The organism is Inhella sp. (assembly GCF_027532025.1).
Taxonomy (GTDB): Bacteria; Pseudomonadota; Gammaproteobacteria; order Burkholderiales; family Burkholderiaceae_C; genus Inhella.
Window position 1 is genome coordinate 25,140 of sequence record NZ_JAPZSY010000012.1, and the last position, 21,646, is coordinate 46,785.

Sequence of the window (21,646 nt, forward strand, 5' to 3'; positions counted from 1 at the left end):
GTCAGGCCTCCTCGCCTTGCACCGCCGGCTTGGCGGCTGGGCGCCACACTTGACCGATCGACACCTTCGCCAGCTTGCGGCGCCCGCCATACCAAAGGTTCACCAAACCGCGCGAGAACATCACGGCGGAGAACATCGACGTCAAGATGCCCAGGCAGTGCACCACGGCAAAGCCCTTGACCGGCCCGGAGCCGAAGGCCAACAGGGCCACGCCGGCAATCAAGGTTGTGATGTTCGAGTCCAAGATGGTGGCCCAAGCGCGCTCGTAGCCGGTGTGGATCGCCATTTGCGGCGCCATGCCCGCGCGCAACTCCTCGCGGATGCGCTCGTTGATCAGCACGTTGGCATCGATGGCCATGCCCAGCACCAGGGCGATGGCCGCCATGCCCGGCAAGGTCAACGTGGCCTGCATCATCGACAACGCCGCCACCAGCAGCAGCAGGTTGAACCCCAAGGCCAGGGAGGAGAACAGACCGAAGAGCAGGTAGTACACGCACATGAACACCGCCACCGCCACGAAACCCCAGACGACGGAGTGGAAGCCACGGGCGATGTTCTCGGCGCCGAGGCTGGGGCCGATGGTGCGCTCTTCGATGATGTCCATCGGCGCTGCCAACTGGCCAGCGCGCATCAGCAGCGCCAGGTCGGTGGCCTCTTGGGGGTTGGCCATGCCCGAGATGTGGAACGAGGCGCTGAGCTCCGACTGGATCGTCGGCGCCGTCAGCACCTCCTTCTTGCCCTTTTCCACCAAGATGACGGCCATGCGGCGCTTGACGCCGTCTCGCGTGGTGGCCTTCATCGAGGCCGCTCCGGCACTGTCCAAGCCCACCACCACCACGGAGCCGCCACCGCCTTGTTGGTCGAAGTTGGCATCGGCTCGCACCAAGTTGTCCCCGGTGAACACGGTCTGCCGAGACACCAGCAAAGGCTCGGGCGCGCCGCCATTGCGCTCGCGGCCGTACAGCAGCTCCATGTCCGCCGGCACATCGCCGGCCAGCGCCGCCTGCAGTCGAGAGGGGTCGTAGTCGCGCACGCCCGGCTGACCGTGGGCCTCGACCATGCTCACCTCCAAGGTGGCGGTGCGGCCGATGATGCCTTTGGCGCGGGCCGTGTCCTGAACGCCCGGCAGTTGCACCACCACGCGATTGAGGCCCTGCTGCTGAATCACGGGCTCGGCCGTGCCCAGCTCGTTCACGCGGTTGTGCAGGGTGTTGATGTTTTGCTTGAGCGCCGCTTCCTGGACCGCGCGCAGCGAGGCCGGCTTGAAGCGACCGGTCAGGCTCAATGCCTCCCCTTGTCCGCCCTCCGTCCACTCCATGTCCACGATGCGATCCGTCAGCAGATTGCGCGCCGCCGTGCGCAACTCGGGGTCGCTGAAGTTCAGCACCAAGGAGTCGCCCACCCGGCTGACGCTGGCCCGCAGCTTCTTCTCCCGCAGAGCCAGCCGCGCCTCGCCCATCAGGGTGTCCACCTTCTTGCTCACGGCGGCCTTCATGTCCACCTCCAGCAAGAAGTGCACGCCGCCGCGCAAGTCCAGCCCCAGGTACATGGGGAAGGCGTGGATGGAAGCCAACCACTGCGGCGAGCGCGACACCAGGTTCAGCGCCACGACGAAGTCGGGCTCATCGGGCTTGCGGTTCAGCGCCCTGGAGATGGCGTCCTTGGCTTTGAGCTGGGTGTCGGTGTCGCCGAAGCGGGCGCGCACCGAACTGCCTTCCCACTGCACGAAGTCGGCCGTGATCTTGGCCTCGGCCAGGGCTTGCAGCACGCGGTCGCGCACCGCGGCATCCACCTTGACGGTGGTGCGAGCCGCTGACACCTGGACGGCCGGCGCTTCGCCGAAGAAATTGGGCAGGGTGTACAGCAGCCCAATGACCAGCGCGACGGCCAGCACCAGGTACTTCCACAGGGGATAGCGGTTCATGGTTCTCGTTCCTCGGCGCGCCTGCACCCGGCCGCGCACCGGAGCCCGGCCGAGGCCGGGTGGGGTTTACTTGAGCGTGCCTTTGGGCAGCACCTGGGCGACCGAAGCGCGCTGCACTTGCAACTCGATGCCCGAGGCCACTTCCACGTGCACGATGCTGTCGCCCATCTTGGTGATGCGACCCAAAACGCCGCCGGCGGTCACCACCTCGTCGCCCTTGGCCAGGGCGTCGAGCATGGCCTTGTGCTCCTTTTGACGCTTCATCTGCGGGCGGATCATGATGAAGTACAGCACCACGAACATCGCCACAAAGGGCAGCAGGTTCAACAGGCTGGACTCAGGGGACGCGGCGGGCGCGGCGGCTTGGGCGTAAGCGGCAGAAATGAACACGGTGTGGCGGCTTTCTGAAAAAGTCCTGGGCAGCCAAGCACCTGCGCCCGGCCGTCGAACCCACCATTCTAGGAGGTGGGGGCATTCCCTTAACTGGGGCGCCAAGCCGCCATCGCCACCCCGGACAATCCCGGCCATGCCCACGCCCCACCTGTCGATCGACGGCGCCACCGCCACCCTTTGCCTGCGGCGCCCGGAGCAAGCCAACCGCCTGGAGTTGGACGATCTGGAGGCGCTGCACGCCCACATCGCCGCCCTGCACACCACACCCACCGTGCGCCTCGTGCTGCTGCGCGGCGAGGGGCGGCACTTCTGCAGCGGCTTTCACATCGACGCCGTGCCCGGCGTTGACGCCCCGGCGCTGTTCGACGCCCTGTGCACCGCGTGGGAGGCCCTGCCCTGCCTGACCCTGGCCGTGCTGCACGGTGGCGTTTGGGGCGGCGCAACCGATTGGACTCTGGCCTGCGACTTCCGGCTGGGCAGCCTGGCCACGCAGATGGCCATCCCCGCCGCCCGGCTGGGGCTGCTCTACCACGCGGGCGGCATGCGGCGGTTGGTGTCCCGCCTGGGCTTGGGGCCCGCCAAGCGCCTGCTGCTGGCGGGGCAAACGCTGGAGGCCGATGCGATGTGGGCCGCCCACCTGCTCGACGAACTGCACCCCGACGCTGCCGCGCTGGAGACCGCGGTGGGTCGATGGCAGCACAACCTGACCGGGCTCGCGCCCTTGGCCGTGGCGGGCATGAAGCGCCACCTCAACGCACTAGCCCAGGGCCCTTTGGACGCCGCCGCCCATGCCCAGGACGCCGCACGATGCGCCGCTTCGGCCGATCTGGCCGAGGGCGTGGCGGCGTGGCGGGCTCGGCGGCCCCCGGTTTTCACCGGGGAGTAAGACCCCGATGGCAAGGCGCACGTTGCTTGAGCGACAATAACGGGCTGCGCCCCTCGCGCACGCGACCCACTCCAACCATTCGAACAGGCGAGAACCAACGTGGCCAAGGACACCACAAAAACGTTGATCGAGGCCGATGGCCTGCGCTACAAGTCCAAGGCACCGGGTTCGCCCTTCGCGGCCACCTCGTCGTTTGGCGCAGCCACCATGTCGTGCTTTCTCTGCGGCAAGCACCGCCCGCGCGCCATGCTGAAGTCGCGCAAGTTGCTGGGCAAGAGCCAGCCCGTGTGCGCGCCCTCGTGCAAAGAGCTCGAAGAACAACTGGCCGCCAAGAAGTGAGCGCACCCGGGTTCGCCCGGGGCCGGGCAAGCCTGTAGGCTCAGCGTCACAAGACAGGCCTAGCATCGGGTTCGGTTTTCACCACCGGACTGCGCATGACCCCCGACACCCACACCGCCGTTCGCGAAGACGGCCTGCGTTTCGAGGCCAAGCTGAACGGCTCGCCGTTCTTCGGCAGCGGCAACATGCGCTCTTGCTTCAAATGCGGCAAGCATCGCTTGCCATCGGCGCTGCGCACCTTCAAGTTCATGGGCCGGCAAGAGCGCGTGTGCGCCCCGGCCTGCGAGCCGCGCTGAGCCGAATCAGCCCTTGGAGGGCCGTGCGGGCCGGCCTGGCCGGTCGGATCGGGGCCCTCGGGCCTCGGGGCGCTGCTGCCCCGGCCGACCGGGCGGCGCGCGCCGCGGCGGGACGGGCGCCGCGGGTGGCATGGCCGCCAGCTCTTCTTTCGCCTGGGCCAGCAAGGCATCCAAGGCCCCGTCCTCCACCCCCTTGAGCGCGCAGAAGTTGGCGCGGCTCAGCGAGGTGCGCTGCCAATCGGCCAACAGGTCCAGGCGCCAACGGCGGGCGGCCTGCATCTCTTGTTCCCGCGCTTGCTGGCGCTCGCGGCGCTCGGCCAGCGCCTTCTTGGCGGCTTCGCGATGTTCTTCGGCAATCTCACCGGCCGGCTGACCCTCCAAGTCCAGGCGGTGGGGCTCCCGCACCAGCGCGCGCAGGTAAGCATTGCCCGCCGTGTGGCGGCGCAAGAAGGCCGTCAACACGGGCTTGGGGAACACACCGGGCGCGCGCGCTTCGATGTCGGCTTGGATGCGCAGCTTGATGGGCTTGGGCGCGCCCGCGAAGAGCGCGGGAAACAAGGCCTTGAGGCGCTCAGCCGCAGCCTCGGGGCTGCGTACCTTGCCCGAGACAGCAGGCGCCTGCGGCCCCTCGGATGCGTCGGGGGTCTCGGGCGCGGAAGGTTCGGACGACGACATGGCAATGCAGCACAAGGAAAGCCCGCCATCGTAAGCCAGGGGCTTGAAAGCTTTGCCCTTGCCCCCAGATGGCGCGGCATCCCTCGGCAACCCCCGAAAGCACCATGAGCAAGCACACCCATGCCTTCCAGGCTGAAGTCCAGCAGATCCTGCACCTGGTCACGCACAGCCTGTATTCCAACAAAGAGATCTTTCTGCGCGAGTTGGTGTCCAACGCCAGCGACGCCTGCGACAAGCTGCGCTTTGAAGCCTTGGACCACCCCGCCTGGCTCGAAGAAGCGCCTGCGCTGGAGATCCGCCTGGTGCTGGACAAGGAGAAGCGCACGCTGACGATCCGCGACAACGGCATCGGCATGAGCGCCGACGAGGCCATCGCCCACCTGGGCACCATCGCCAAAAGCGGCACGCGCGATTTCCTGTCGAAGCTGGGCGACGACAAGAAGGGCGACGCCCACCTGATCGGCCAATTCGGGGTGGGCTTTTACTCGGGCTTCATCGTGGCCGACCGCATCACGGTGGAGAGCCGCCGCGCCGGCCTGGAAGCCAGCCAGGGCGTGCGCTGGGTCAGCGAGGGCACGGGCGAGTTCGAGGTCGAAGCGATCGACAAGGCCGAGCGCGGCACCGACGTCATCCTGCACCTGCGCGAGGGCGAGGACGACTTCCTGCAGCCCTGGCGCTTGCGCAGCATCGTCTCCAAGTACAGCGACCACATCAGCCTGCCCATCCTGCTGAAAAAGGAGGTGTGGGACGCCGAAAAGAGCGCCTACGTGGCCACCGACGAGTGGGAGACCATCAACCAAGCCAGCGCGCTTTGGAGCCGCCCCAAAGCCGAGGTGACCCAGGAGCAGTACGACGAGTTCTACAAGACCCTGAGTCACGACAGCGAGCCGCCGCTGGCGCACACGCACAACCGCGTGGAGGGCCGCAGCGAGTACACGCAGCTGCTCTACATCCCGGCCAAGGCCCCGTTCGACCTGTGGAACCGCGACAAGAAGCCGGGCGTGAAGCTCTACGTCAAGCGCGTGTTCATCATGGACGACGCCCAGGAGCTGATGCCGACCTACCTACGCTTCGTGCGGGGCGTCATCGACTCGGCCGACCTGCCGCTGAACGTCAGCCGCGAACTGCTGCAAGAAAGCCGCGACGTGCGCGCCATCCGCGAGGGTTCGACCAAGCGCGTGCTGTCCATGCTGGAAGCGCTGGCGAACCACGACGATGCCGCCGAGCGCGACCAGTACGCCCGCTTCTGGAAGGAGTTCGGCGCCGTCTTGAAGGAAGGTGTGGGCGAGGACTTCCAGAACCAGGAGCGCATTGCCAAGCTGCTGCGCTTTGCGTCCACGCACGCCCCCGAGGGCCAACAGGGCCTGGTGTCGCTGGCCGACTACGTCGGCCGCATGAAGGAGGGTCAGGAGGCCATCTACGTCATCACCGCCGACAGCCTGGGCGCGGCGCAAAGCAGCCCGCAGCTCGAGATCTTCCGCAAGAAGGGCATCGAGGTGTTGCTGCTGACCGACCGCGTGGACGAGTGGCTGCTGAGCCACCTGCACGAGTTCGATGGCAAGCCGCTGCAGTCGGTGGCCAAAGGGGCAGTGGACCTCGGCAAACTGCAGGACGAGACCGAGAAGAAGGCCGCCGAAGAAGCGGCTGAAGCCTTCAAGCCCTTGCTGGAGCGCCTGAAGTCGGCCCTGGGCGAGCGCGCCAAGGACGTGCGCGTGACCACGCGCTTGGTCGACAGCCCGGCCTGCATCGTGGTGGAGGAGGGCGACATGAGCGCCCACTTGGCGCGCTTGCTGAAGCAAGCCGGACAAACCGCGCCCGATGTGAAGCCGACGCTGGAAGTCAACCCCGAGCACCCGCTGGTGAAGGCCCTGGACGGGCATGCGAAGTTCGACGAGCTGGCGCAGGTCTTGTTCGACCAAGCCCTGCTCGCCGAGGGCGGCACGCTCGACGACCCGGCGGGCTACGTCAAGCGCGTGAACAGCCTGCTGCTGGGCTGATCAGGCCGGATCACGCAAAGCCGTCGCCGTCGAAATCCGCGCCGCCTTCGTCCCGCCAAACGGGAGGCGGCGCGTCGGTGGCGGCGTCGGCCATGGCTTCCAGCTGCTCGGCCAGCAGCGCCACTTGGTCCTGCCAGTAGTTGGGCGTGCCAAACCAGGGGAAGGCGACGGGGAAGGCCGGATCGTCCCAGCGCTTGGCGATCCAACCGCTGTGGTGAACCATGCGCAGGGTGCGCAGAGGCTCGATGAGCCGGCTCTCGCGCGGATCGAAGTCGAGCACCTGCTCGTAGCCGTCCAACAGGCAGGCCAGTTGCCCGCGAGCCTGGGCGGCATCGCCGCTGAGCAGCATCCACAAGTCTTGCACCGCGGGGCCGGTGACGGCGTCGTCCAAGTCCACGAAATGCGGGCCACCACCGGGCGTCCACAGCAGGTTGCCGGGGTGGCAATCGCCGTGCAGGCGCTGCACGCGCAGGTCGGGCAAGGCGTCGAATGCAGCCTGCACCGCGTCCAAGCAACGACCGACCACAGACAGCCAGCGCTCACGCACGTCGGGCAGCAACAGGCCACTGGCCAGCACCGCCTCCCGCGCCACGTCGCCCGGCGCGCGGCCGACCCAATGCGGACGATGCTGGAACGGACGCTCACGTCCCGTGCGGTGGATGCGCGCGATGAAGCGGCCCAAGGCCTCCAACACCTCGGGGTCTTCCAACTCGGGCGCCCGTCCACCCTGCCGCGGAGCGACGGCGAAACGCAGCCCCTGCCAATGGGCCAGGGTGGGCGGCTCGCCCGACACGACCGCGCCTGCGGCGCACAAGGTCAATGGCGCAGCGATGGGGACCTCGGCCGCAGCCAAGTCGCGGGCGAAGCCATGCTCCTCCAGCAGTTGCTCGTCCGTCCAACGCCCGGGGCGGTAGAACTTGGCCACCACGGCGCCGCCGTCCTCCAGGTGCACGAGGTACACCCGGTTTTCGTAAGAGTTGAGCTGCAGCAAGCGGCCGTCGCCGCGCAGGCCGGCCGCGTCCAAGGCATCGAGCACCTTGCTGGGGTCGAGATCGGCGTAGTCGAGATTCACGGCGGCGGGTCGGCGGGCGGGGGGCCGGCATCATCTCCCAACAGCCCTCGTGGCAGGCGCCCTTGCACGGCGCCCAGCCAGTCTTGCCACTGCTTGGCCTGGTGCTTGAACCGGAAGTCCCACTCGCCCAACTGACTTTCGATGGCCTCCTCGGTGTGACTGACCCAGTCGTCCGGCGGCAGATGCAAGCGGCTGGTGACCGAGCCGTCATCCATCGCCTCGGGCCACGCGCCGGCTCGCTCGGCGATGCGCAGCATGGGCGCGTTTTCGGCCAAAGCGTGGATGAGCAAGAAGCGCTTGTTGCGGTTGCGGGCGTGCAGGCAGGCCAGCTGGAACAGTCGCCCGCCCAAGCCACGGCCGCGGTAGCGCGGCAGCACCGAGACGCCGAACTCGGCGGTGTCGTCGTGCCACTCCGCATCGGGCGGGTAGGCGATGTGGGCGGCGGCCACCAACTCCAGCCGGCGGTTGAAGATGCCCAGCACCTCGTCGCGCACGAAGTCGAGCGACAAGGCGTAGCGGGTGGTTTGAGCGTCGCTGGCGGCGTAGCCGTAGCGCAGGTAGCGATCCCCTGGCGAGAGCGCCAGCAGGTGTCGCAACAGGCGACGCCGGTGTCGCCGCGCCAGCGCACGGATGGGCACCCAAGCGACCAGCTCGCGCCAGCGCTGCAAAGCGGCATCCAGGGGGGCATTCATGGCGGTGAGCGTCGCAGCTTGCTGGCTCGGGGTCAACCCTGTTAGACTCGAGGGCTTTCCTGCGTCCGCATGGGCTGGGTCGCGGGAGCCGGTTGGAGAGCCTGCCGAGCGTTTTGAGAGAAGCGCTCCTTCACAAGCAGGGCCGAGAGCTGGCGTTTCAAACAGCCCGAAACAGAGAACATCTCATGAAGACCTTCAGCGCCAAGCCGGCCGAAGTGACGCACGAGTGGTTTGTGATTGACGCCACCGACAAGGTGCTCGGACGTGTTGCCAGCGAAGTGGCACTCCGACTGCGCGGCAAGCACAAGGCCATTTACACGCCTCACGTCGACACCGGCGACTTCATCATCGTCGTCAACGCCGACAAGATCCGTGTCACCGGCACCAAAGCCGACGACAAGATCTACTACCGCCACAGCGGTTTCCCGGGCGGCATCTACGCCACCAAGTTCAAGGACATGCAGGCCAAGCACCCCGGCCGCGCCTTGGAAAAGGCCGTCAAGGGCATGCTGCCCAAGGGCCCGTTGGGTTACGCCATGGTCAAGAAGCTGAAGGTCTACGCCGGTGGTGAGCACCCGCACGCCGCTCAGCAGCCCAAGGCTCTGGAAATCTAAGGACGCACGATGATCGGAAATTGGAACTACGGTACCGGCCGTCGCAAGTCGTCGGTGGCGCGTGTCTTCATCAAGAAGGGCACGGGCAAGATCGTCGTGAACGGTCGCCCCATCGAGCAGTACTTCGGCCGTCAAACGTCGATCATGGTCGCCCGCCAAGCCCTGGTGCTGACGAACAACGCCGAAGCCTTTGACGTCAAGGTCAACGTGCACGGTGGTGGTGAGTCTGGCCAAGCCGGCGCCGTGCGCCTGGGCGTGACCCGCGCACTGATCGACTACGACGCCGCCCTGAAGCCCGAGCTGAGCAAGGCCGGTTTCGTGACCCGCGACGCTCGCGAAGTGGAACGGAAGAAGGTCGGTCTGCACGGCGCCCGCCGCCGGAAGCAGTTCAGCAAGCGCTGATCGGCGCTCGCCCCGACAAGAAGGCCGCAGCCCTGCTGCGGCCTTTTTTCTTCCACCCGATAATCGGATCCTCTGCTGAAAGGTTTGCCATGTCCGCTCTTGCCGCCGAAGCCCCCGTCGCCATGCCCGCCCCGCTGGTGTTCACCGACAGCGCCGCCTCCAAGGTGGCCGAGTTGGTGGCCGAAGAGGGCAACCCCGAACTGAAGCTCCGCGTGTTCGTGCAGGGCGGTGGCTGCTCGGGCTTCCAGTACGGCTTCACCTTCGACGAGGTGGCCAACGACGACGACACCCAGATGAGCAAGAACGGCGTGACCCTGCTGATCGATTCGATGAGCCTGCAATACCTGATGGGCGCCGAAATCGACTACAAGGACGATCTGCAAGGCGCCCAGTTCGTGATCAAGAACCCGAACGCAACGACCACCTGCGGCTGCGGCTCCAGCTTCTCGGTCTGACCCTTCGCGCGCCCCACGAACCAGCCGCCCCACGAGGCGGCTTTTTTGTGACCAGATCCGCCAGGGCGCATCAGGCCGGGTACAGGGCCCCCAGCACGCGCGGCCCGCGGGCGCCCGTCACCGCCGGCAAGTTGCCGGGCAGGTGGTGCACGAACCGGTGCGCCAGCCAAGCGAAGGCGGCGGCCTCGACCTGCATGGGCGGCAGGCCCCGATCCGCGCTGCTCACGAAACCAACCCCCGGCAGGCGCTTGGCCAGGCGCCCCAGCAGATCGCCGTTGAAGGCCCCGCCGCCGCAGACGATCACCTCGCGGACCTGCGGCTGATGGCTGCGCAGGGCCTCGGTCACGGACCAAGCGGTGAGTTCGGCCAAGGTGGCCTGCACGTCCTCCGGCGCCGCACCGGCCAAGGGCTGACGAAGCAACCAAGGCGCATCGAACAGGTCGCGGCCCGTGGACCGCGGCGGCGGGAGGGCGAAATAGGGTTCCGCCTGCATCGCTGCGAGCAGCTCAGGCAACACCTGGCCCTGCGCCGCCCAGGCCCCGTTCGCATCGAAGGGCTGTCCGCGATGCCGAGCCACCCAGGCGTCGAGGAGGGCGTTGGCCGGACCGGTGTCGAAGCCGGTGGTGCGGCCGTCGGCATGCAGCAGGCTGAGGTTGCCCATGCCGCCTAGATTGAGCACGGCCACATCGACGCCGGGTTGACCGAACACCGCGCGGTGAAAGGCCGGCACCAGCGGTGCGCCCTGCCCGCCCGCGGCCACGTCGCGGCTGCGCAAATCGGCCACCACGTCCAGACCGGTCAATTCAGCCAGCAGCGCGGCATCCAGCAATTGGCAGGTGTAGCCGAGCTCGGGGCGGTGGCGGACGGTCTGTCCGTGGGCACCGACGGCGCGCACCGACGGCAGGGGCCCCAGGTCGAGCACGGCGTCGGCGTACAGCCGGGCCAGCGCTTGGCCGGCCCTGGCGCTGCGGTGGAGCTCATCCGAGCCGGCCTGGTTGAGGGCCAACAGCTCGGCGCGCAGCTCGGCGGAAAAGACGCGGTGAGCGTGGGCGCGCACCACCAGCCCCGCCATCGACACCTCCGCCAAGACGGCATCGACGCCGTCCAGCGAGGTGCCCGACATGAGGCCGATGAAGGCCTCAGTCGCGGCCGGTGACACCCTCGGCGAGCGTGGACGCCACCGTGAGTTGCGTGCGGGCCGTGGCCACTTGGGCCTCGAAGGGCGCGCGAGCGGCGGCGGCCAGTTTCACGGCTTCGCTGGCCCGCGCCAGCAAACGCGGGTCTTGGTGTTGGCCGTTGACGCGGAACTCGAAATGCAGGTGCGGGCCGGTGGCCCAACCGGTGGCCCCGACGGCGCCCAAGCGCTGGCCCTGTTCGACGCGCTGCCCCTGGCGGACATCGATGCGGCTGAGGTGGGCGTACAGGGTTTCCTTGTTGGCCCCGTGACGAACGATGACGACGTTGCCATAGCCGCTTTGGCGGCCCGCAAAGCTCACCCATCCGTCGCCCACGTTGCGCACCGGCGTGCCGGTGGGGGCGGCGTAGTCGATGCCGTTGTGCTTGCGCCAGGTCTGCAGCAGCGGGTGGAATCGCATGGCAAAACCAGAGCTGACGCGCGAAAACTCCATGGGGCTGGCCAGAAACGCCCGGCGTTTGCTCTGACCATCAAAGCCGTAGTAGCCGCCTTTGCTGGATGTGGCCTCGTCGCGGAACCACACCGCTTGGTGCGTGCGCCCGGCGTTGACGAACTCCGCCGCCAGCACTTGCCCGGCGCCCTGGCCCCACGTGACGGGTTCGCCATCGGCCGTCAGGGACTCGAACACGATGGAGAAGCGATCGCCCCGGCGCAGGTCCCGGTGAAAGTCGATGTCGCCCGAGAACATGTCGGCCAGTTGCGAGGCCACCGCATCGGGCAGGCCGGCTTCGTCCGTGGCGGCAAACAGGGTGCTGGTGATCTGACCGCTGCCCAGGCGAATCTGGCTCTCGTAGCGCCCCAGCTCCACCCGCGCGGCCCAGCGGCTGCGCGCATCGCGCTCGACGATCAGGCGCGAGAAGTGCGTGCGCTCCAAGTCCGGGTGGCTGGCCGGGTAACGCGCCACCAGGCGCTCGACGCGCCCGTTGGCGTCGGCCGCCAACTCCACGCGCTTGCCCGTGCGGCCTTGCAACAGCTGGCGCGCCGTGGCGTCGCTGCGCAAGAAGGCGGAAAACTCGGCATCGAAGGCGCCCAGGCGCGTCAGCAAGCCTTCGACGCTGTCGCCGGGGCGCGTTTGGTCGTGCCGGCTCAGGCTCAACTGGTGGCGAGCCAGCGCCTCGATCTGGTCGTCGATGCTCAGCGCGGGCAGGGTTTCGACCACGGCCTGCCGGGGCACGGCATCGCTGTCGGGCACCAAGGGGCCGAGGGCGAAGGCGGTGAAGGCCGAACCGCCGAGCAGCGCCAGCACGGCGCCGGTGAGCGCGCGCGGGTAACGGGCGGCAAAGCTTTCCAAGGGGCGGAGCCAAGTGCTCCAGCGGTCAAGATCCGACATGCAAATCGACAGTGAGGCGGCCGCGGGCCGCTGTGGGTTGTTGGCAGCCGCGCTGAAGCGCGGGCGTCGAACAAGGCCTAGCGCCGGAGCCGCGTGCTCGACCGACCGTCGAGGCCGGGAGCGCGGCACAGACCGCTCACCTAGAATCTGGCGCTTCGGGCGGGCCGCAACCCAAGTCCGTCAGACGCGAGAGCGTGAAGTTTAACCGCGCGAGCCATCCCCCCACGTTCATGGGATGCCCGCTTCGGGTTTGCCCGAGTTCAGGACCGAGCCCACTGAATCCGTCGCGCGAGGATCGATGCATTTGGTGATTTTTGCCGTCATTTGAAAGACAAAGTCGACATGAGCTCGCATTCAGCCCCTCATCCCGTCACCGATTCGGTGCGCGAGGCCTTGGCCGTCACGCGCCGCGGGGTGCAGGAGCTGCTGCCCGAAGACGCCTGGGTGGCCAAGCTGGCACGGGCGGAGGCCACCGGCACGCCCTTGCGCATCAAGTTGGGACTGGACCCGACGGCGCCCGACATCCACCTCGGGCACACGGTGGTGCTCAACAAGATGCGGCAGTTGCAGAACCTGGGGCACCAGGTGATCTTCCTGATCGGCGACTTCACCAGCATGATCGGCGACCCTTCCGGCCGCAACAGCACCCGCCCGCCACTGACGCGCGAGCAGATCCAGGCCAACGCCGAGACCTACTACGCCCAGGCCAGCCTGGTGCTGGACCCGAGCAAAACCGAGATTCGCTACAACTCCGAATGGAGCGAGCCGCTGGGCGCGGCCGGGCTGATCCAGCTGGCGGCGAAAACCACGGTGGCGCGCATGATGGAGCGCGACGACTTCACCAAGCGCTTCCAGGCGCAAACGCCCATTTCCCTGCACGAGTTCCTCTACCCGCTGATGCAGGGCTACGACTCGGTGGCGCTCAAAAGCGACCTGGAGCTGGGCGGCACCGACCAAAAATTCAACCTGCTGATGGGCCGCCAGCTGCAGCAGGAATTTGGGCAAGAGCCGCAGTGCATCCTGACCATGCCGCTTCTCGAAGGCCTGGACGGCGTCGAGAAGATGAGCAAGAGCAAGAACAACTACATCGGCATCACCGAGCCGGCCAACAGCATGTTCGCCAAGGTGCTGTCGATCAGCGACACGCTGATGTGGCGCTGGTACGAGTTGCTCAGCTTCGAGTCGCTGGAGGCCATCGCCAAGCTCAAGGCCGAGGTCGAGGCCGGTCGCAACCCCAAGGATGCCAAGGTGGCCTTGGCGCGTGAGATCACCACCCGCTTTCACAGCGCGGCGGCAGCCGACGCGGCGCAGGCCGACTTCGAGAACCGGGCCCGCGGCGGCATCCCCGACGACATGCCCGAGCTGACGCTTCCCGGCGGCCAAGGCATCGGGGCGCTGCTCAAGGCCGCCGGGCTGGTGCCCAGCAGCAGCGAAGGGCTTCGCAAGGTGGAACAAGGCGGTGTGCGCGTGGACGGCACCGCGATCAGCGACAAAGGCCTGAAGCTGCCGGCCGGCACTTACGTGCTGCAGGTGGGCAAACGGCAATTCGCCCGCGTGACGGTGCAACCCCATGACTGAACCCCAAGCCCCCGAAGGCGGCCGCTCCCCCTGGGCGCCGCCGCCTGAATTCACCGCCAAACCGCCGCGCACGCTGTCGTGGCACGCCTGGTGGGCCGTGCCCCTGATCGGCTTGATCCTGCTGGGCGTGGTGCGCCCCTGGGAGGGCGAATCGGCCGTGGTGTTCACGATGAAGGCGCCGGCCTGGGCCACGGCACCGTCGCCCCGTGCCTCGGCGCCGATCCCGCCGGCCACGGCGACCATGCCGGTGCAGGTGCTGGTCAGCCCCGCACCGGCGGCGTCGGCCGCCTCGCGCTGAGTCTTCAGCGCGGCGGGTTGGCCACGCCCGCGGCCACGTGCCCCGCAGGCACGTGCTGGCTGGCGTGGGCGATGTGGCCGAGCTGGTCGTCGAAGAAGAAATCGGGCTCGAATTCGCGCAAGAACTCGCCCTTGGGCAGGCCGCCGAGGAACATGGCCTCGTCCACTTCCACCTGCCAGTTCATCAGCGTGCGCACAGCGCGTTCGTGCGCGGGCGCACTGCGCGCCGTGACCAACGCGGTGCGCACGCGCATGGGCGCACCGGCTTCGCCGCCGACGGCTTGCAGGCGGATCAGGGCGTCGAGCACCGGCTTGAAGGGCCCCGGTGGCAGCGGCTCGTGCTGGTGCGCGCGCTCGTGGGCCTGGAAGGCATCGAGACCATCGCGCTGGAACACGCGCTCGGCTTCGTCGCTGAACAGCACGGCGTCGCCGTCGAAGGCGATGCGCAACTCGTGCGGATTGGCGTCGCTGGCGCGAGCGCTGGTGGGGTAGACGCGAGCGGCAGGCACACCGGCAGCCAGGGCCTCGCGCACATCCGACTCGTTCGCACTCAAGAACAACTGCGCGTTCAAGGGCTTGAGGTAGCGCCAGGGGCTGCGGCCACGCGTGAACACGCCGCGCTGGATGGGCAAGCCCAGGGCCTGGGCCGAGCGGTAGACGCGCAGGCCACTGATGGGGTCGTTGCGACTGAGCACCACCACTTCGACCTGCGGGGCCTGCCCCGGGGCGTTGAAGGCCAGCAGCTTGTTGACGAGCGAGAAGGCCACGCCGGGCTTGGCCGGCTGCTCCAGGCGCTGCTGCTGCAGGGCCATGTAGGCGTGGTCGTCGCGGGCCTCGAAGAGTTGGTTTTCCTCTTCAAAGTCGAAGAGCGCACGCGAGCTGATCGCGACGACGAGGCAGCCTTCCAACGATGCGGGCACGGTCAGCCTTTCAAGCCCAGCTTGCGCCAGCCTTCGATGCCCAGCTTTTCCAGGGTCTCCATGTTCGTGTCGAAGATGGACTCGGGGTTCGGGAAGGCGGCCACCGCGCGGTCGATGCTGTCCTCGCGCAGCAGGTGCAGCGTCGGGTAGGGCGAGCGGTTGGTGAAGTTGGTGATGTCGTCGGGCTCGGTGCCTTCGAACTGGTACTGCGGGTGAAAGCTCGCCACCTGCAACTCGCCCTCCAGGCCGATGTCGGCCACCAGCGCATCGGCAGCCTCCAAGAAGTCGTTGTAGTCCAGGAAGTCGGTCAGCACCCGCGGGTGGATCAACAAAGTGGTGTCGGTCTGCTCGGGCGGCGTGTCGTGCAGGTGGTTCAGCTCCGCGGCCAGCTCGTACAGCAGGTCTTCCACCGCGGTGGCCGCGCTGACGACGTAGCGCACCTTGCCCTGCACCTGCACGGCCTTGGCAAAGGGGCACAGGTTCAGGCCGATGACGGCCTTCTCGACCCAGGCTTGGGTGTCTTGCAGGACTTGCGCGTCGGTCATGGGGTGGCGTTCAAAAAGGCCTCGGCCAGGCGCACCCACATGGTGCCGCCGACGGGGATCAAGGCGTCGTTGAAGTCGTAGCTGGGGTTGTGCAAGGTGCAGGGGCCCAAACCGTGGCCGCCCACGCGGTGGGTGCCGTCGCCGTTGCCGATGAGGAAGTAGCAGCCCGGCTTGTGCAGCAGGTAGTAGCTGAAGTCTTCAGCGCCCATGGTGGGCTCGAAGTCCTGCACCGTGGCGCCCATGTCCACCAGGGCCTGGCGCACGAAGGCGGTCTCGGCCACGTGGTTCACGGTGGGCGGGTAGTTGCGGTGGAAGTCGAACTCGGCCGTGAGTTCGAAGGCGCCGGCCAGGCCTTCGGTCAGCTCCTTCATGCGGCGCTCGATCAAGTCGAGCACCTCCACCGTGAAGGTGCGCACCGTGCCCTGCAGTTCCACGCTGTCGGGGATGACGTTGGTCGCTTCGCCGGCCTTGAGCATCGTGACGCTGATGACACCAGTGTCGATGGGCCGCTTGTTGCGGTTGATGATGGTTTGGAAGGCCGTCACCAGCTGGCAGGCGGCTGGCACCGGGTCCAGGCCCAGGTGGGGCATGGCGCCGTGGGCGCCCTTGCCGCGCAGCGTGATCTTGAACTCGTTGCTGCTGGCGAACACCGGCCCCGGGGCCAGCGCAAAGGTGCCGGCGGGCATGCCGGGCCAGTTGTGGGCGCCGAACACGGCGTCCATGGGGCAGCGCTCGAACAGGCCGTCCTTGATCATTTCGCGCGCGCCGCCACCGCCCTCTTCGGCCGGTTGGAAGATCAGGTAGACCGTGCCGTCAAAGTTGCGGTAGCGGCTCAGGTGCTGGGCGGCGGCCATCAGCATGGCCGTGTGGCCGTCGTGCCCGCAGGCGTGCATGCGGCCGGGGATGCTGCTCGCGTGCGCGAAGGTGTTTTTCTCGGTCATGGGCAGCGCGTCGATGTCGGCGCGCAGGCCCACGGCGCGGGGGCTGCTGCCGTTTTGCACGATGCCCACCACGCCCGTCTTGCCCAGCCCGCGAATCACCGGGATGCCCCACTCGGTGAGCTTGGCGGCGATCAGGTCGCTGGTGCGTTGTTCTTGGAAGCAGAGTTCGGGGTGGCGGTGGATGTCGCGCCGCAGCGCGGTGATCGCCTCGCCTTGGGCGAGCACGGTGTCGAGCAATCGCATCAGTCGTTCTCCAGGGTCCAAGTCACTCCGGCGTCGGCCAAGACGGGCATGGCTTCGGGGCCGAACGCAGCGCCCGGGCTCAACACGCCGGCGCGGCCGGTACCCAAGCGCCCCTCGGCCAAAGCCAAGCCCACGGCGGCCATCATTTCCGGGGTGGAGCGGTAGCCCGGGTGGCCTTGGGCCACCAACTCGCCATGCAAGGCCCCGCCTCCCTCGCCCACGGCTCGCCAGCGCAAGGCATAGCCCATGGTGTCCAAGGCCTCGGGGCTGGGGCCTTCGCCGGGCTTGGGGCCCACCAGCTCGATCAGACGCTGAAGCGCTTGGCGCCCGAGCTCAGAAGGCGCGCCCGCCGCCGCGCTCATGGCCGCCAGGGGCGCGGACAAGGTGGCCGCCGTGGACCACTGTGCGGCGCGGCTGGTGGCCCCCAAACCGGCTTGCACCCAAGGACTCGCGGGCAACACGCCAGCGATGGGGCCCAGCCAGGGCTCCACGCCATCGCGCATGGCCATGCCTTCGCGGTAGCGGAACCCCGGCGCGAAGGCCTCAGACCGCAACACGGCCGATCGCAGCACCAATGGCGGGTTGATGAACGGAGCGGGCAACGTGGGCGCCATGACCGAGTTCCAGCGCTCGTCCCACCAGGGGGACAGGGGCGCAGCGTTGCGCTGCGCCACGGCGTTGGCGTTCCAGCCTTCGGGCAACTCGTCGGGCAGCAGGCAGTCCATGCGCTGCAGGCTGTTGCTGCGGTCCAGGGCCAGCACCGTGCCCATCGAAGCCAAGGTGCCCCCGCTCACCGCGTCCGACAGGCGGCGGATGCCCGGGCCGGTGAAGCGCACCGCCACGTCCAGGTCGGCCAGGCGTTGCCCGTGCCGCGTCAGCATCTCGGCGGCCACGGTTTGGGCCAACACGTCAAACGGCAGCGCCTCGTAGCCGCAAGCGTTCACCACCAGCAAGCCCTTGCGTTGCGCCTCTTCGTGGTGGCGCTGCACCATCTGCCGCATCCAGAAGGTCTCGCCACTCAAGTCCAGGTGATGACAGCCGCCGGCGAGGCAGGCTTGCACCACCTGCTCGCCGGTCAAGGCATAGGGTCCGGCCAGGTTCAGCAGCACACGTCCGCTGCGGGCCAGCTTGGCGATGGAGGCTGGGTCGTCCAAGTCGGCCGGCAGCACCTGGAAGGAGCCCCCGCTGACCGCCGCCAGCGCGTCGGGTCGGCGGCCCGCCAGCGCGACGCGCAGGCCTCGGCCCGCGACTTGGCGCCGCAGGGCGCGCACCAGCTGGTGCCCGGTGAATCCGGTCGCGCCCAGCACCATGAGATCGAAGGGTTTCTTGGTCACCGTGACATCATCGCCGGATTCACAGGGCTCCCGCTCGGCCTGGGGTGGCCAGCCCCAAGCGGGCGCGCGCCCTTCACCGTTCTGCTTGAATCGCTCGCATGACCTCCCGAATCGTTCACGGCGCCTGCCCCCACGACTGCCCCGACACCTGCGCGCTGGCGGTGCACGTGCAAGGGGAGCAGGTGATCAAGGTGCAAGGCCGCGCCGACCACCCCAACACCCACGGCGCGCTGTGCACCAAGGTCAGCCGCTACGCCGAGCGCACGCACCACCCCGAGCGGGTGCTGACGCCGCTGAAGCGCGTCTCCAAGAAGACCGAGCCGCCGCGCTTCGAGCCCATCGGCTGGGACGAGGCCTTGCGGACCATCGCCACGAAGTTCAACGCCATCGACGACAAGCAGGCCATCCAGCCCTACAGCTACGCGGGCACCATGGGCCTGCTGCAAGGCGGCAGCATGGCCGACCGCCTGTGGAACCGCCTGGGCGCCGCCCGCCTGGACCGCACCATCTGCGCCAGCGCCGGCGCCGCCGGCCTGACGGCCGCCTACGGGCACCGCATCGGCATGCACGTGCGGCACTTCGCCGACGCCAAGCTGATCCTGATCTGGGGCAGCAACAGCATCGCCAGCAACCTGCACTTCTGGACCTACGCCAACCAGGCCAAGCGCAACGGCGCCAAGCTCATCGCCATCGACCCCCGCCGCACCGAAACCGCCGACAAGTGCCACCAGCACCTGGCCCTGCGCCCGGGCAGCGACGGCGCCTTGGCGCTGGCGCTGATGCACGAGTTGATCAAGAACGACTGGCTGGACCTGGACTACATCGAGCGCGCGGTCGAGGGCTTTGAGGGCCTGCGCGCCAAGGCGCTCAAATGGTCGCCCGAGCGCGCCGCGCCCGTGACCGGCCTGAGCGTGGACGAGATCCGCGGCCTGGCGAAGGACTACGCCCAGACCGCCCCGGCCGCCATCCGCCTGAACTACGGCATGCAGCGCGTGCACGGCGGCGGCAACGCGGTGCGCCTCATCGCCCTGCTGCCCTGCCTGACCGGCGCCTGGAAGCACCAAGGCGGCGGCCTGCTGCTCAGCGCCTCGGGCTGGGCCGCGCCCTTCAAGAACAACGACGCGCTGGAGCGCCCCGACCTGCTGGCCGGCCGCCAGCCGCGCATGGTGAACATGAGCGCGATTGGCGACGCGCTGCTGCACCCTGGCTCGGCCGAGTTCGGCCCGCCCATCCAGGCCCTGGTGGTCTACAACAGCAACCCCGCGGCCGTGGCGCCCGAAAGCGCCAAGGTGGTGAAGGGCCTGCAGCGCGAGGACCTGTTCACCGTGGTGCTGGAGCACTTCATGACCGACACGGCCGACCTGGCCGACCTCGTGCTGCCGGCCACCACGCAGCTGGAGCACCTGGACGTGCACACCAGCTACGGGCACACCGACGTGCTGATCAACGAGCCGGCCATCCCGGCGCAAGGCCAGGCCAAGCCCAACACGCAGATCTTTCGCGAGATCGCCGCCGCGCTGGGCTTCACCGACCCCTGCTTCGCCGAAGACGATGAGGCCCTGGCCCGGCAGGCGCTGACGGGCATCGACTTCGACGCCCTGCGCGCCCAAGGCTGGCTGCCCCTGCCCGTGCCCGAGCACCCGCTGGCCGATGGCGACTTCCCCACCCCCAGCGGCAAGGCCTGGGCCACGCACCCCACCCTCGGCGTGCCCGACTTCGTGCCCAACCACGAGTGCGCCGAAGTGGACCCTGCCTTGGCCGCGCGCTTCCCGCTGGCCATGATCAGCCCGCCGGCGCGCAACTTCCTCAACAGCAGCTTCGTCAACGTCAAGAGCCTGCGCGACATCGAGCGCGAGCCGGTGCTGGAGATGCACCCCGACGACGCCGCGGCCCGTGGCATCGTCGACGGCGCGATGGTGCGCGTGTTCAACGACCGCGGCGAGCAGTTGCTGCGGGCCGCGGTGAACGGCCGCGCGCGGCCGGGCGTGGTCAACGGCCTGGGCATCTGGTGGCGCAAGTTCGGTGTGGACGGCAAGAACGTCAACGAGCTGACGCACCAGCGCCTGACCGACCTGGGCGCCGCCGCCACCTTCTACGACTGCCTGGTCGAGGTGGCCCTGGCGTGAATCGCCGCCGGCTCTTGGGGGCGCTCGCCATGCCAGCCCTGTCAGGCCTGACGGGCTGTGCCGGGATGGGCGAATGGGCCTACCGCCTGCGGCAGTTCAACGGCCACGCCGAGCTGCTGAACCGCGCCCTCCCCGTGGACGCCTGGCTGGCCGACCCGGCCACGCCCGAGGCCACGCGCCAAGCCCTGCAGCTGGCGCTGCGCCTGCGCGCCTTCGCCGTGCGCGACTTGGACCTGCCCGACAACGCCAGCTACCAGCGCTACGCCGCCCTGCCCGTTGAGGCCCAAGGCAGTGTGGTGTGGAACGTGGTGGCCGCCCCAGCCCACAGCCTGAAGCCCCGCACCTGGTGCGCGCCGGTCATGGGCTGCGTGGCCTATCGCGGCCACTTCGAACGCGCCCGCGCCGCGGCGCAAGCCGCCGATCTGCGCGCCGAAGGCTGGGACGTATACCTTTACGGCGTGCCCGCCTACTCCACCCTGGGGTGGAGCAACGCCCTCGGCGGCGACCCGCTGCTCAGCAGCTTTCTGCACTGGCGCGAGGACGACCTGGCCCGCCTGCTGTTTCACGAGTTGGCGCACCAGCGGGCTTATGCCCCCGACGACACCGGCTTCAACGAAAGCTACGCCACCGCCGTGGAGCGCCTGGGGGTGGCGGCCTGGCAGCGGGCCCAAGGCCGCAGCACCGAGGCCACGCCGGAGGATGTGGTCCGCGAGCAGCGCCGCGAGCGCTGGCGGGCCCTGGCCCTGGCGGCCCGTTCCGACCTGGCGGCCTTGTACGCCCTGGCCCCGCCCGATGTGGCCGCGCGCAAGCAGGCCCGCTTTCGGCAGCTGGTCGACGACCTGGCCGTGCTGACCGCCGACGATCCGGGTTACTCGGGTTACCTGGCCTGGGCGCGGCAGGCCAACAATGCCCACCTCGCCTTGGTGTCGGCCTATCAATCCCAAGTGCCGGCGTTCGAGGCTTTGTTCCACCGCTTGGGCGGGCAGTGGTCGGCGTTCCACGCCGAAGTCGCCCGCCTGGCCGCCCTGCCGCCCCACCAACGATCGTTCTGAGGAAGCCATGTCCCACATCCGCATCCACCGCGACCACCACCTGGGCCTGGCCAAAGCCCGCAAGATCGCCTGGGCCTGGGCCGAACAGGTCGAGGCCGAGTTCGGCATGGAGTGCACCGTCGAGGAAGGCGACGACAGCGACATCGTCGAGTTCACGCGCAGCGGCGTGAGGGGCCAATTGGTCGTCACCGCCACCACCTTCGAGCTCGACGCCAAGCTCGGCCTCCTGCTGGGCGCGCTGCGCGGCACCATCGAGTCTCACGTCGAAAAGGAGCTGGACAAGCTCTTGGCGGCGTCCAAGAAGCCCGCCGCCAAAAAGACCAAGGGCTGAGCGCGGCCC

23 protein-coding genes are annotated in these 21,646 nt (G+C 68.6%); 12 read left to right on the plus strand and 11 right to left on the minus strand.

Features of this window, described 5'->3' with window-relative positions; genetic code table 11:
• Nucleotide 1: 1 nt before the first annotated feature.
• Together secD and yajC are read right to left on the minus strand one after the other, a co-directional pair.
• A complete protein-coding gene (gene secD, locus O9335_RS02540) occupies nt 2–1,924 on the minus strand; it encodes a protein translocase subunit SecD (protein ID WP_298383090.1) in 1,923 nt (640 codons plus the stop codon).
• 66 nt (nt 1,925–1,990) lie between these two features.
• A complete protein-coding gene (gene yajC / locus O9335_RS02545; protein WP_298383092.1) occupies nt 1,991–2,314 on the minus strand; it encodes a preprotein translocase subunit YajC in 324 nt (107 codons plus the stop codon).
• 136 nt (nt 2,315–2,450) lie between these two features.
• Between yajC and O9335_RS02550 the strand changes: the two genes are divergently transcribed.
• The 3 genes from O9335_RS02550 to O9335_RS02560 all read left to right on the plus strand — a co-directional run bounded on the left by O9335_RS02550 (nt 2,451) and on the right by O9335_RS02560 (nt 3,838).
• A complete protein-coding gene (locus tag O9335_RS02550; protein ID WP_298383095.1) occupies nt 2,451–3,203 on the plus strand; it encodes an enoyl-CoA hydratase/isomerase family protein in 753 nt (250 codons plus the stop codon).
• A 99-nt stretch (nt 3,204–3,302) separates the two neighbouring features.
• Nucleotides 3,303–3,542, plus strand: a complete 240-nt coding sequence (locus O9335_RS02555) for a hypothetical protein (protein WP_298383098.1) — start codon at nt 3,303–3,305, stop codon at nt 3,540–3,542.
• 95 nt (nt 3,543–3,637) lie between these two features.
• Nucleotides 3,638–3,838, plus strand: a complete 201-nt coding sequence (locus tag O9335_RS02560; RefSeq protein WP_298383100.1) for a hypothetical protein — start codon at nt 3,638–3,640, stop codon at nt 3,836–3,838.
• 6 nt (nt 3,839–3,844) lie between these two features.
• Here the strand turns inward: O9335_RS02560 and O9335_RS02565 are convergent, their stop codons facing one another.
• Nucleotides 3,845–4,513: a ProQ/FinO family protein gene (locus tag O9335_RS02565; RefSeq protein WP_298383104.1), complete on the minus strand. Its 669-nt coding sequence runs from the start codon at nt 4,511–4,513 to the stop codon at nt 3,845–3,847.
• A gap of 104 nt (nt 4,514–4,617) precedes the next feature.
• Here O9335_RS02565 and htpG point away from each other — a divergent pair, with 104 nt between their 5' ends.
• Complete coding sequence (htpG, locus tag O9335_RS02570) at nt 4,618–6,510, plus strand: molecular chaperone HtpG (RefSeq protein WP_298383107.1); 1,893 nt, start codon at nt 4,618–4,620, stop codon at nt 6,508–6,510.
• A gap of 10 nt (nt 6,511–6,520) precedes the next feature.
• Here htpG and O9335_RS02575 read toward each other — a convergent pair whose 3' ends face one another.
• Both O9335_RS02575 and O9335_RS02580 read right to left on the minus strand, forming a co-directional pair.
• Complete coding sequence (locus O9335_RS02575; protein WP_298383110.1) at nt 6,521–7,582, minus strand: serine/threonine protein kinase; 1,062 nt, start codon at nt 7,580–7,582, stop codon at nt 6,521–6,523.
• Nucleotides 7,579–8,274 carry a GNAT family N-acetyltransferase gene (locus tag O9335_RS02580; protein WP_298383114.1) on the minus strand — a complete coding sequence of 232 codons (696 nt, stop codon included), beginning with the start codon at nt 8,272–8,274 and terminating at the stop codon, nt 7,579–7,581. Before O9335_RS02580 ends, O9335_RS02575 begins: the two co-directional genes overlap by 4 nt.
• A 185-nt stretch (nt 8,275–8,459) precedes the next feature.
• Here O9335_RS02580 and rplM point away from each other — a divergent pair, with 185 nt between their 5' ends.
• The 3 genes from rplM (at nt 8,460) to erpA (ending at nt 9,745) form a co-directional block, all read left to right on the plus strand.
• Entirely contained in the window at nt 8,460–8,888 is a 429-nt protein-coding gene (gene rplM / locus O9335_RS02585) for a 50S ribosomal protein L13 (RefSeq protein WP_298383117.1), read from the plus strand.
• A 9-nt stretch (nt 8,889–8,897) separates the two neighbouring features.
• Nucleotides 8,898–9,290 carry a 30S ribosomal protein S9 gene (gene rpsI / locus O9335_RS02590; protein ID WP_298383120.1) on the plus strand — a complete coding sequence of 131 codons (393 nt, stop codon included), beginning with the start codon at nt 8,898–8,900 and terminating at the stop codon, nt 9,288–9,290.
• An 89-nt stretch (nt 9,291–9,379) separates the two neighbouring features.
• On the plus strand, nt 9,380–9,745 hold the full coding sequence (gene erpA / locus O9335_RS02595; RefSeq protein ID WP_298383123.1) for an iron-sulfur cluster insertion protein ErpA: 366 nt from the start codon (nt 9,380–9,382) through the stop codon (nt 9,743–9,745).
• Nucleotides 9,746–9,815: 70 nt separating this feature from the next.
• Here the strand turns inward: erpA and O9335_RS02600 are convergent, their stop codons facing one another.
• Both O9335_RS02600 and O9335_RS02605 read right to left on the minus strand, forming a co-directional pair.
• Complete coding sequence (locus O9335_RS02600) at nt 9,816–10,904, minus strand: anhydro-N-acetylmuramic acid kinase (protein ID WP_298383126.1); 1,089 nt, start codon at nt 10,902–10,904, stop codon at nt 9,816–9,818.
• The gene (locus O9335_RS02605; protein WP_298383129.1) at nt 10,885–12,270 is read right to left on the minus strand and encodes a M23 family metallopeptidase; all 1,386 of its coding nucleotides are present in this window, start codon (nt 12,268–12,270) and stop codon (nt 10,885–10,887) included. Before O9335_RS02605 ends, O9335_RS02600 begins: the two co-directional genes overlap by 20 nt.
• A 342-nt stretch (nt 12,271–12,612) precedes the next feature.
• On the opposite strand from O9335_RS02605, the gene tyrS reads away from it, so the two are divergent.
• Together tyrS and O9335_RS02615 are read left to right on the plus strand one after the other, a co-directional pair.
• Nucleotides 12,613–13,848 (plus strand): tyrosine--tRNA ligase, encoded by a 1,236-nt coding sequence (gene tyrS / locus O9335_RS02610; protein WP_298383132.1) that lies wholly within the window; start codon nt 12,613–12,615, stop codon nt 13,846–13,848.
• Nucleotides 13,841–14,146 (plus strand): hypothetical protein, encoded by a 306-nt coding sequence (locus tag O9335_RS02615; protein WP_298383135.1) that lies wholly within the window; start codon nt 13,841–13,843, stop codon nt 14,144–14,146. The genes tyrS and O9335_RS02615 overlap by 8 nt, the downstream gene beginning before the upstream one ends.
• Before the next feature lie 4 nt (nt 14,147–14,150).
• On the opposite strand, the gene O9335_RS02620 is transcribed toward O9335_RS02615, so the two are convergent.
• Genes O9335_RS02620 through O9335_RS02635 form a run of 4 tightly spaced genes read right to left on the minus strand, consistent with a single transcriptional unit; the run spans nt 14,151 to nt 18,128 of the window.
• Nucleotides 14,151–15,065 carry a 5'-nucleotidase gene (locus O9335_RS02620; RefSeq protein WP_298383137.1) on the minus strand — a complete coding sequence of 305 codons (915 nt, stop codon included), beginning with the start codon at nt 15,063–15,065 and terminating at the stop codon, nt 14,151–14,153.
• A gap of 2 nt (nt 15,066–15,067) precedes the next feature.
• A complete protein-coding gene (locus O9335_RS02625; protein WP_298383140.1) occupies nt 15,068–15,610 on the minus strand; it encodes a DUF1415 domain-containing protein in 543 nt (180 codons plus the stop codon).
• On the minus strand, nt 15,607–16,794 hold the full coding sequence (locus O9335_RS02630) for a M20 aminoacylase family protein (protein WP_298383143.1): 1,188 nt from the start codon (nt 16,792–16,794) through the stop codon (nt 15,607–15,609). The genes O9335_RS02625 and O9335_RS02630 overlap by 4 nt, the downstream gene beginning before the upstream one ends.
• Nucleotides 16,794–18,128, minus strand: coding sequence for a saccharopine dehydrogenase NADP-binding domain-containing protein (locus O9335_RS02635; RefSeq protein ID WP_298383145.1), 1,335 nt, complete (start codon nt 18,126–18,128; stop codon nt 16,794–16,796). Before O9335_RS02635 ends, O9335_RS02630 begins: the two co-directional genes overlap by 1 nt.
• A gap of 98 nt (nt 18,129–18,226) precedes the next feature.
• Between O9335_RS02635 and O9335_RS02640 the strand changes: the two genes are divergently transcribed.
• Genes O9335_RS02640 through O9335_RS02650 form a run of 3 tightly spaced genes read left to right on the plus strand, consistent with a single transcriptional unit; the run spans nt 18,227 to nt 21,637 of the window.
• Entirely contained in the window at nt 18,227–20,254 is a 2,028-nt protein-coding gene (locus tag O9335_RS02640) for a molybdopterin oxidoreductase family protein (RefSeq protein ID WP_298383148.1), read from the plus strand.
• Nucleotides 20,255–20,283: 29 nt separating this feature from the next.
• Entirely contained in the window at nt 20,284–21,306 is a 1,023-nt protein-coding gene (locus O9335_RS02645; protein WP_298383151.1) for an aminopeptidase, read from the plus strand.
• A 7-nt stretch (nt 21,307–21,313) separates the two neighbouring features.
• Nucleotides 21,314–21,637 carry a polyhydroxyalkanoic acid system family protein gene (locus O9335_RS02650; protein WP_298383153.1) on the plus strand — a complete coding sequence of 108 codons (324 nt, stop codon included), beginning with the start codon at nt 21,314–21,316 and terminating at the stop codon, nt 21,635–21,637.
• Nucleotides 21,638–21,646: the final 9 nt, after the last annotated feature.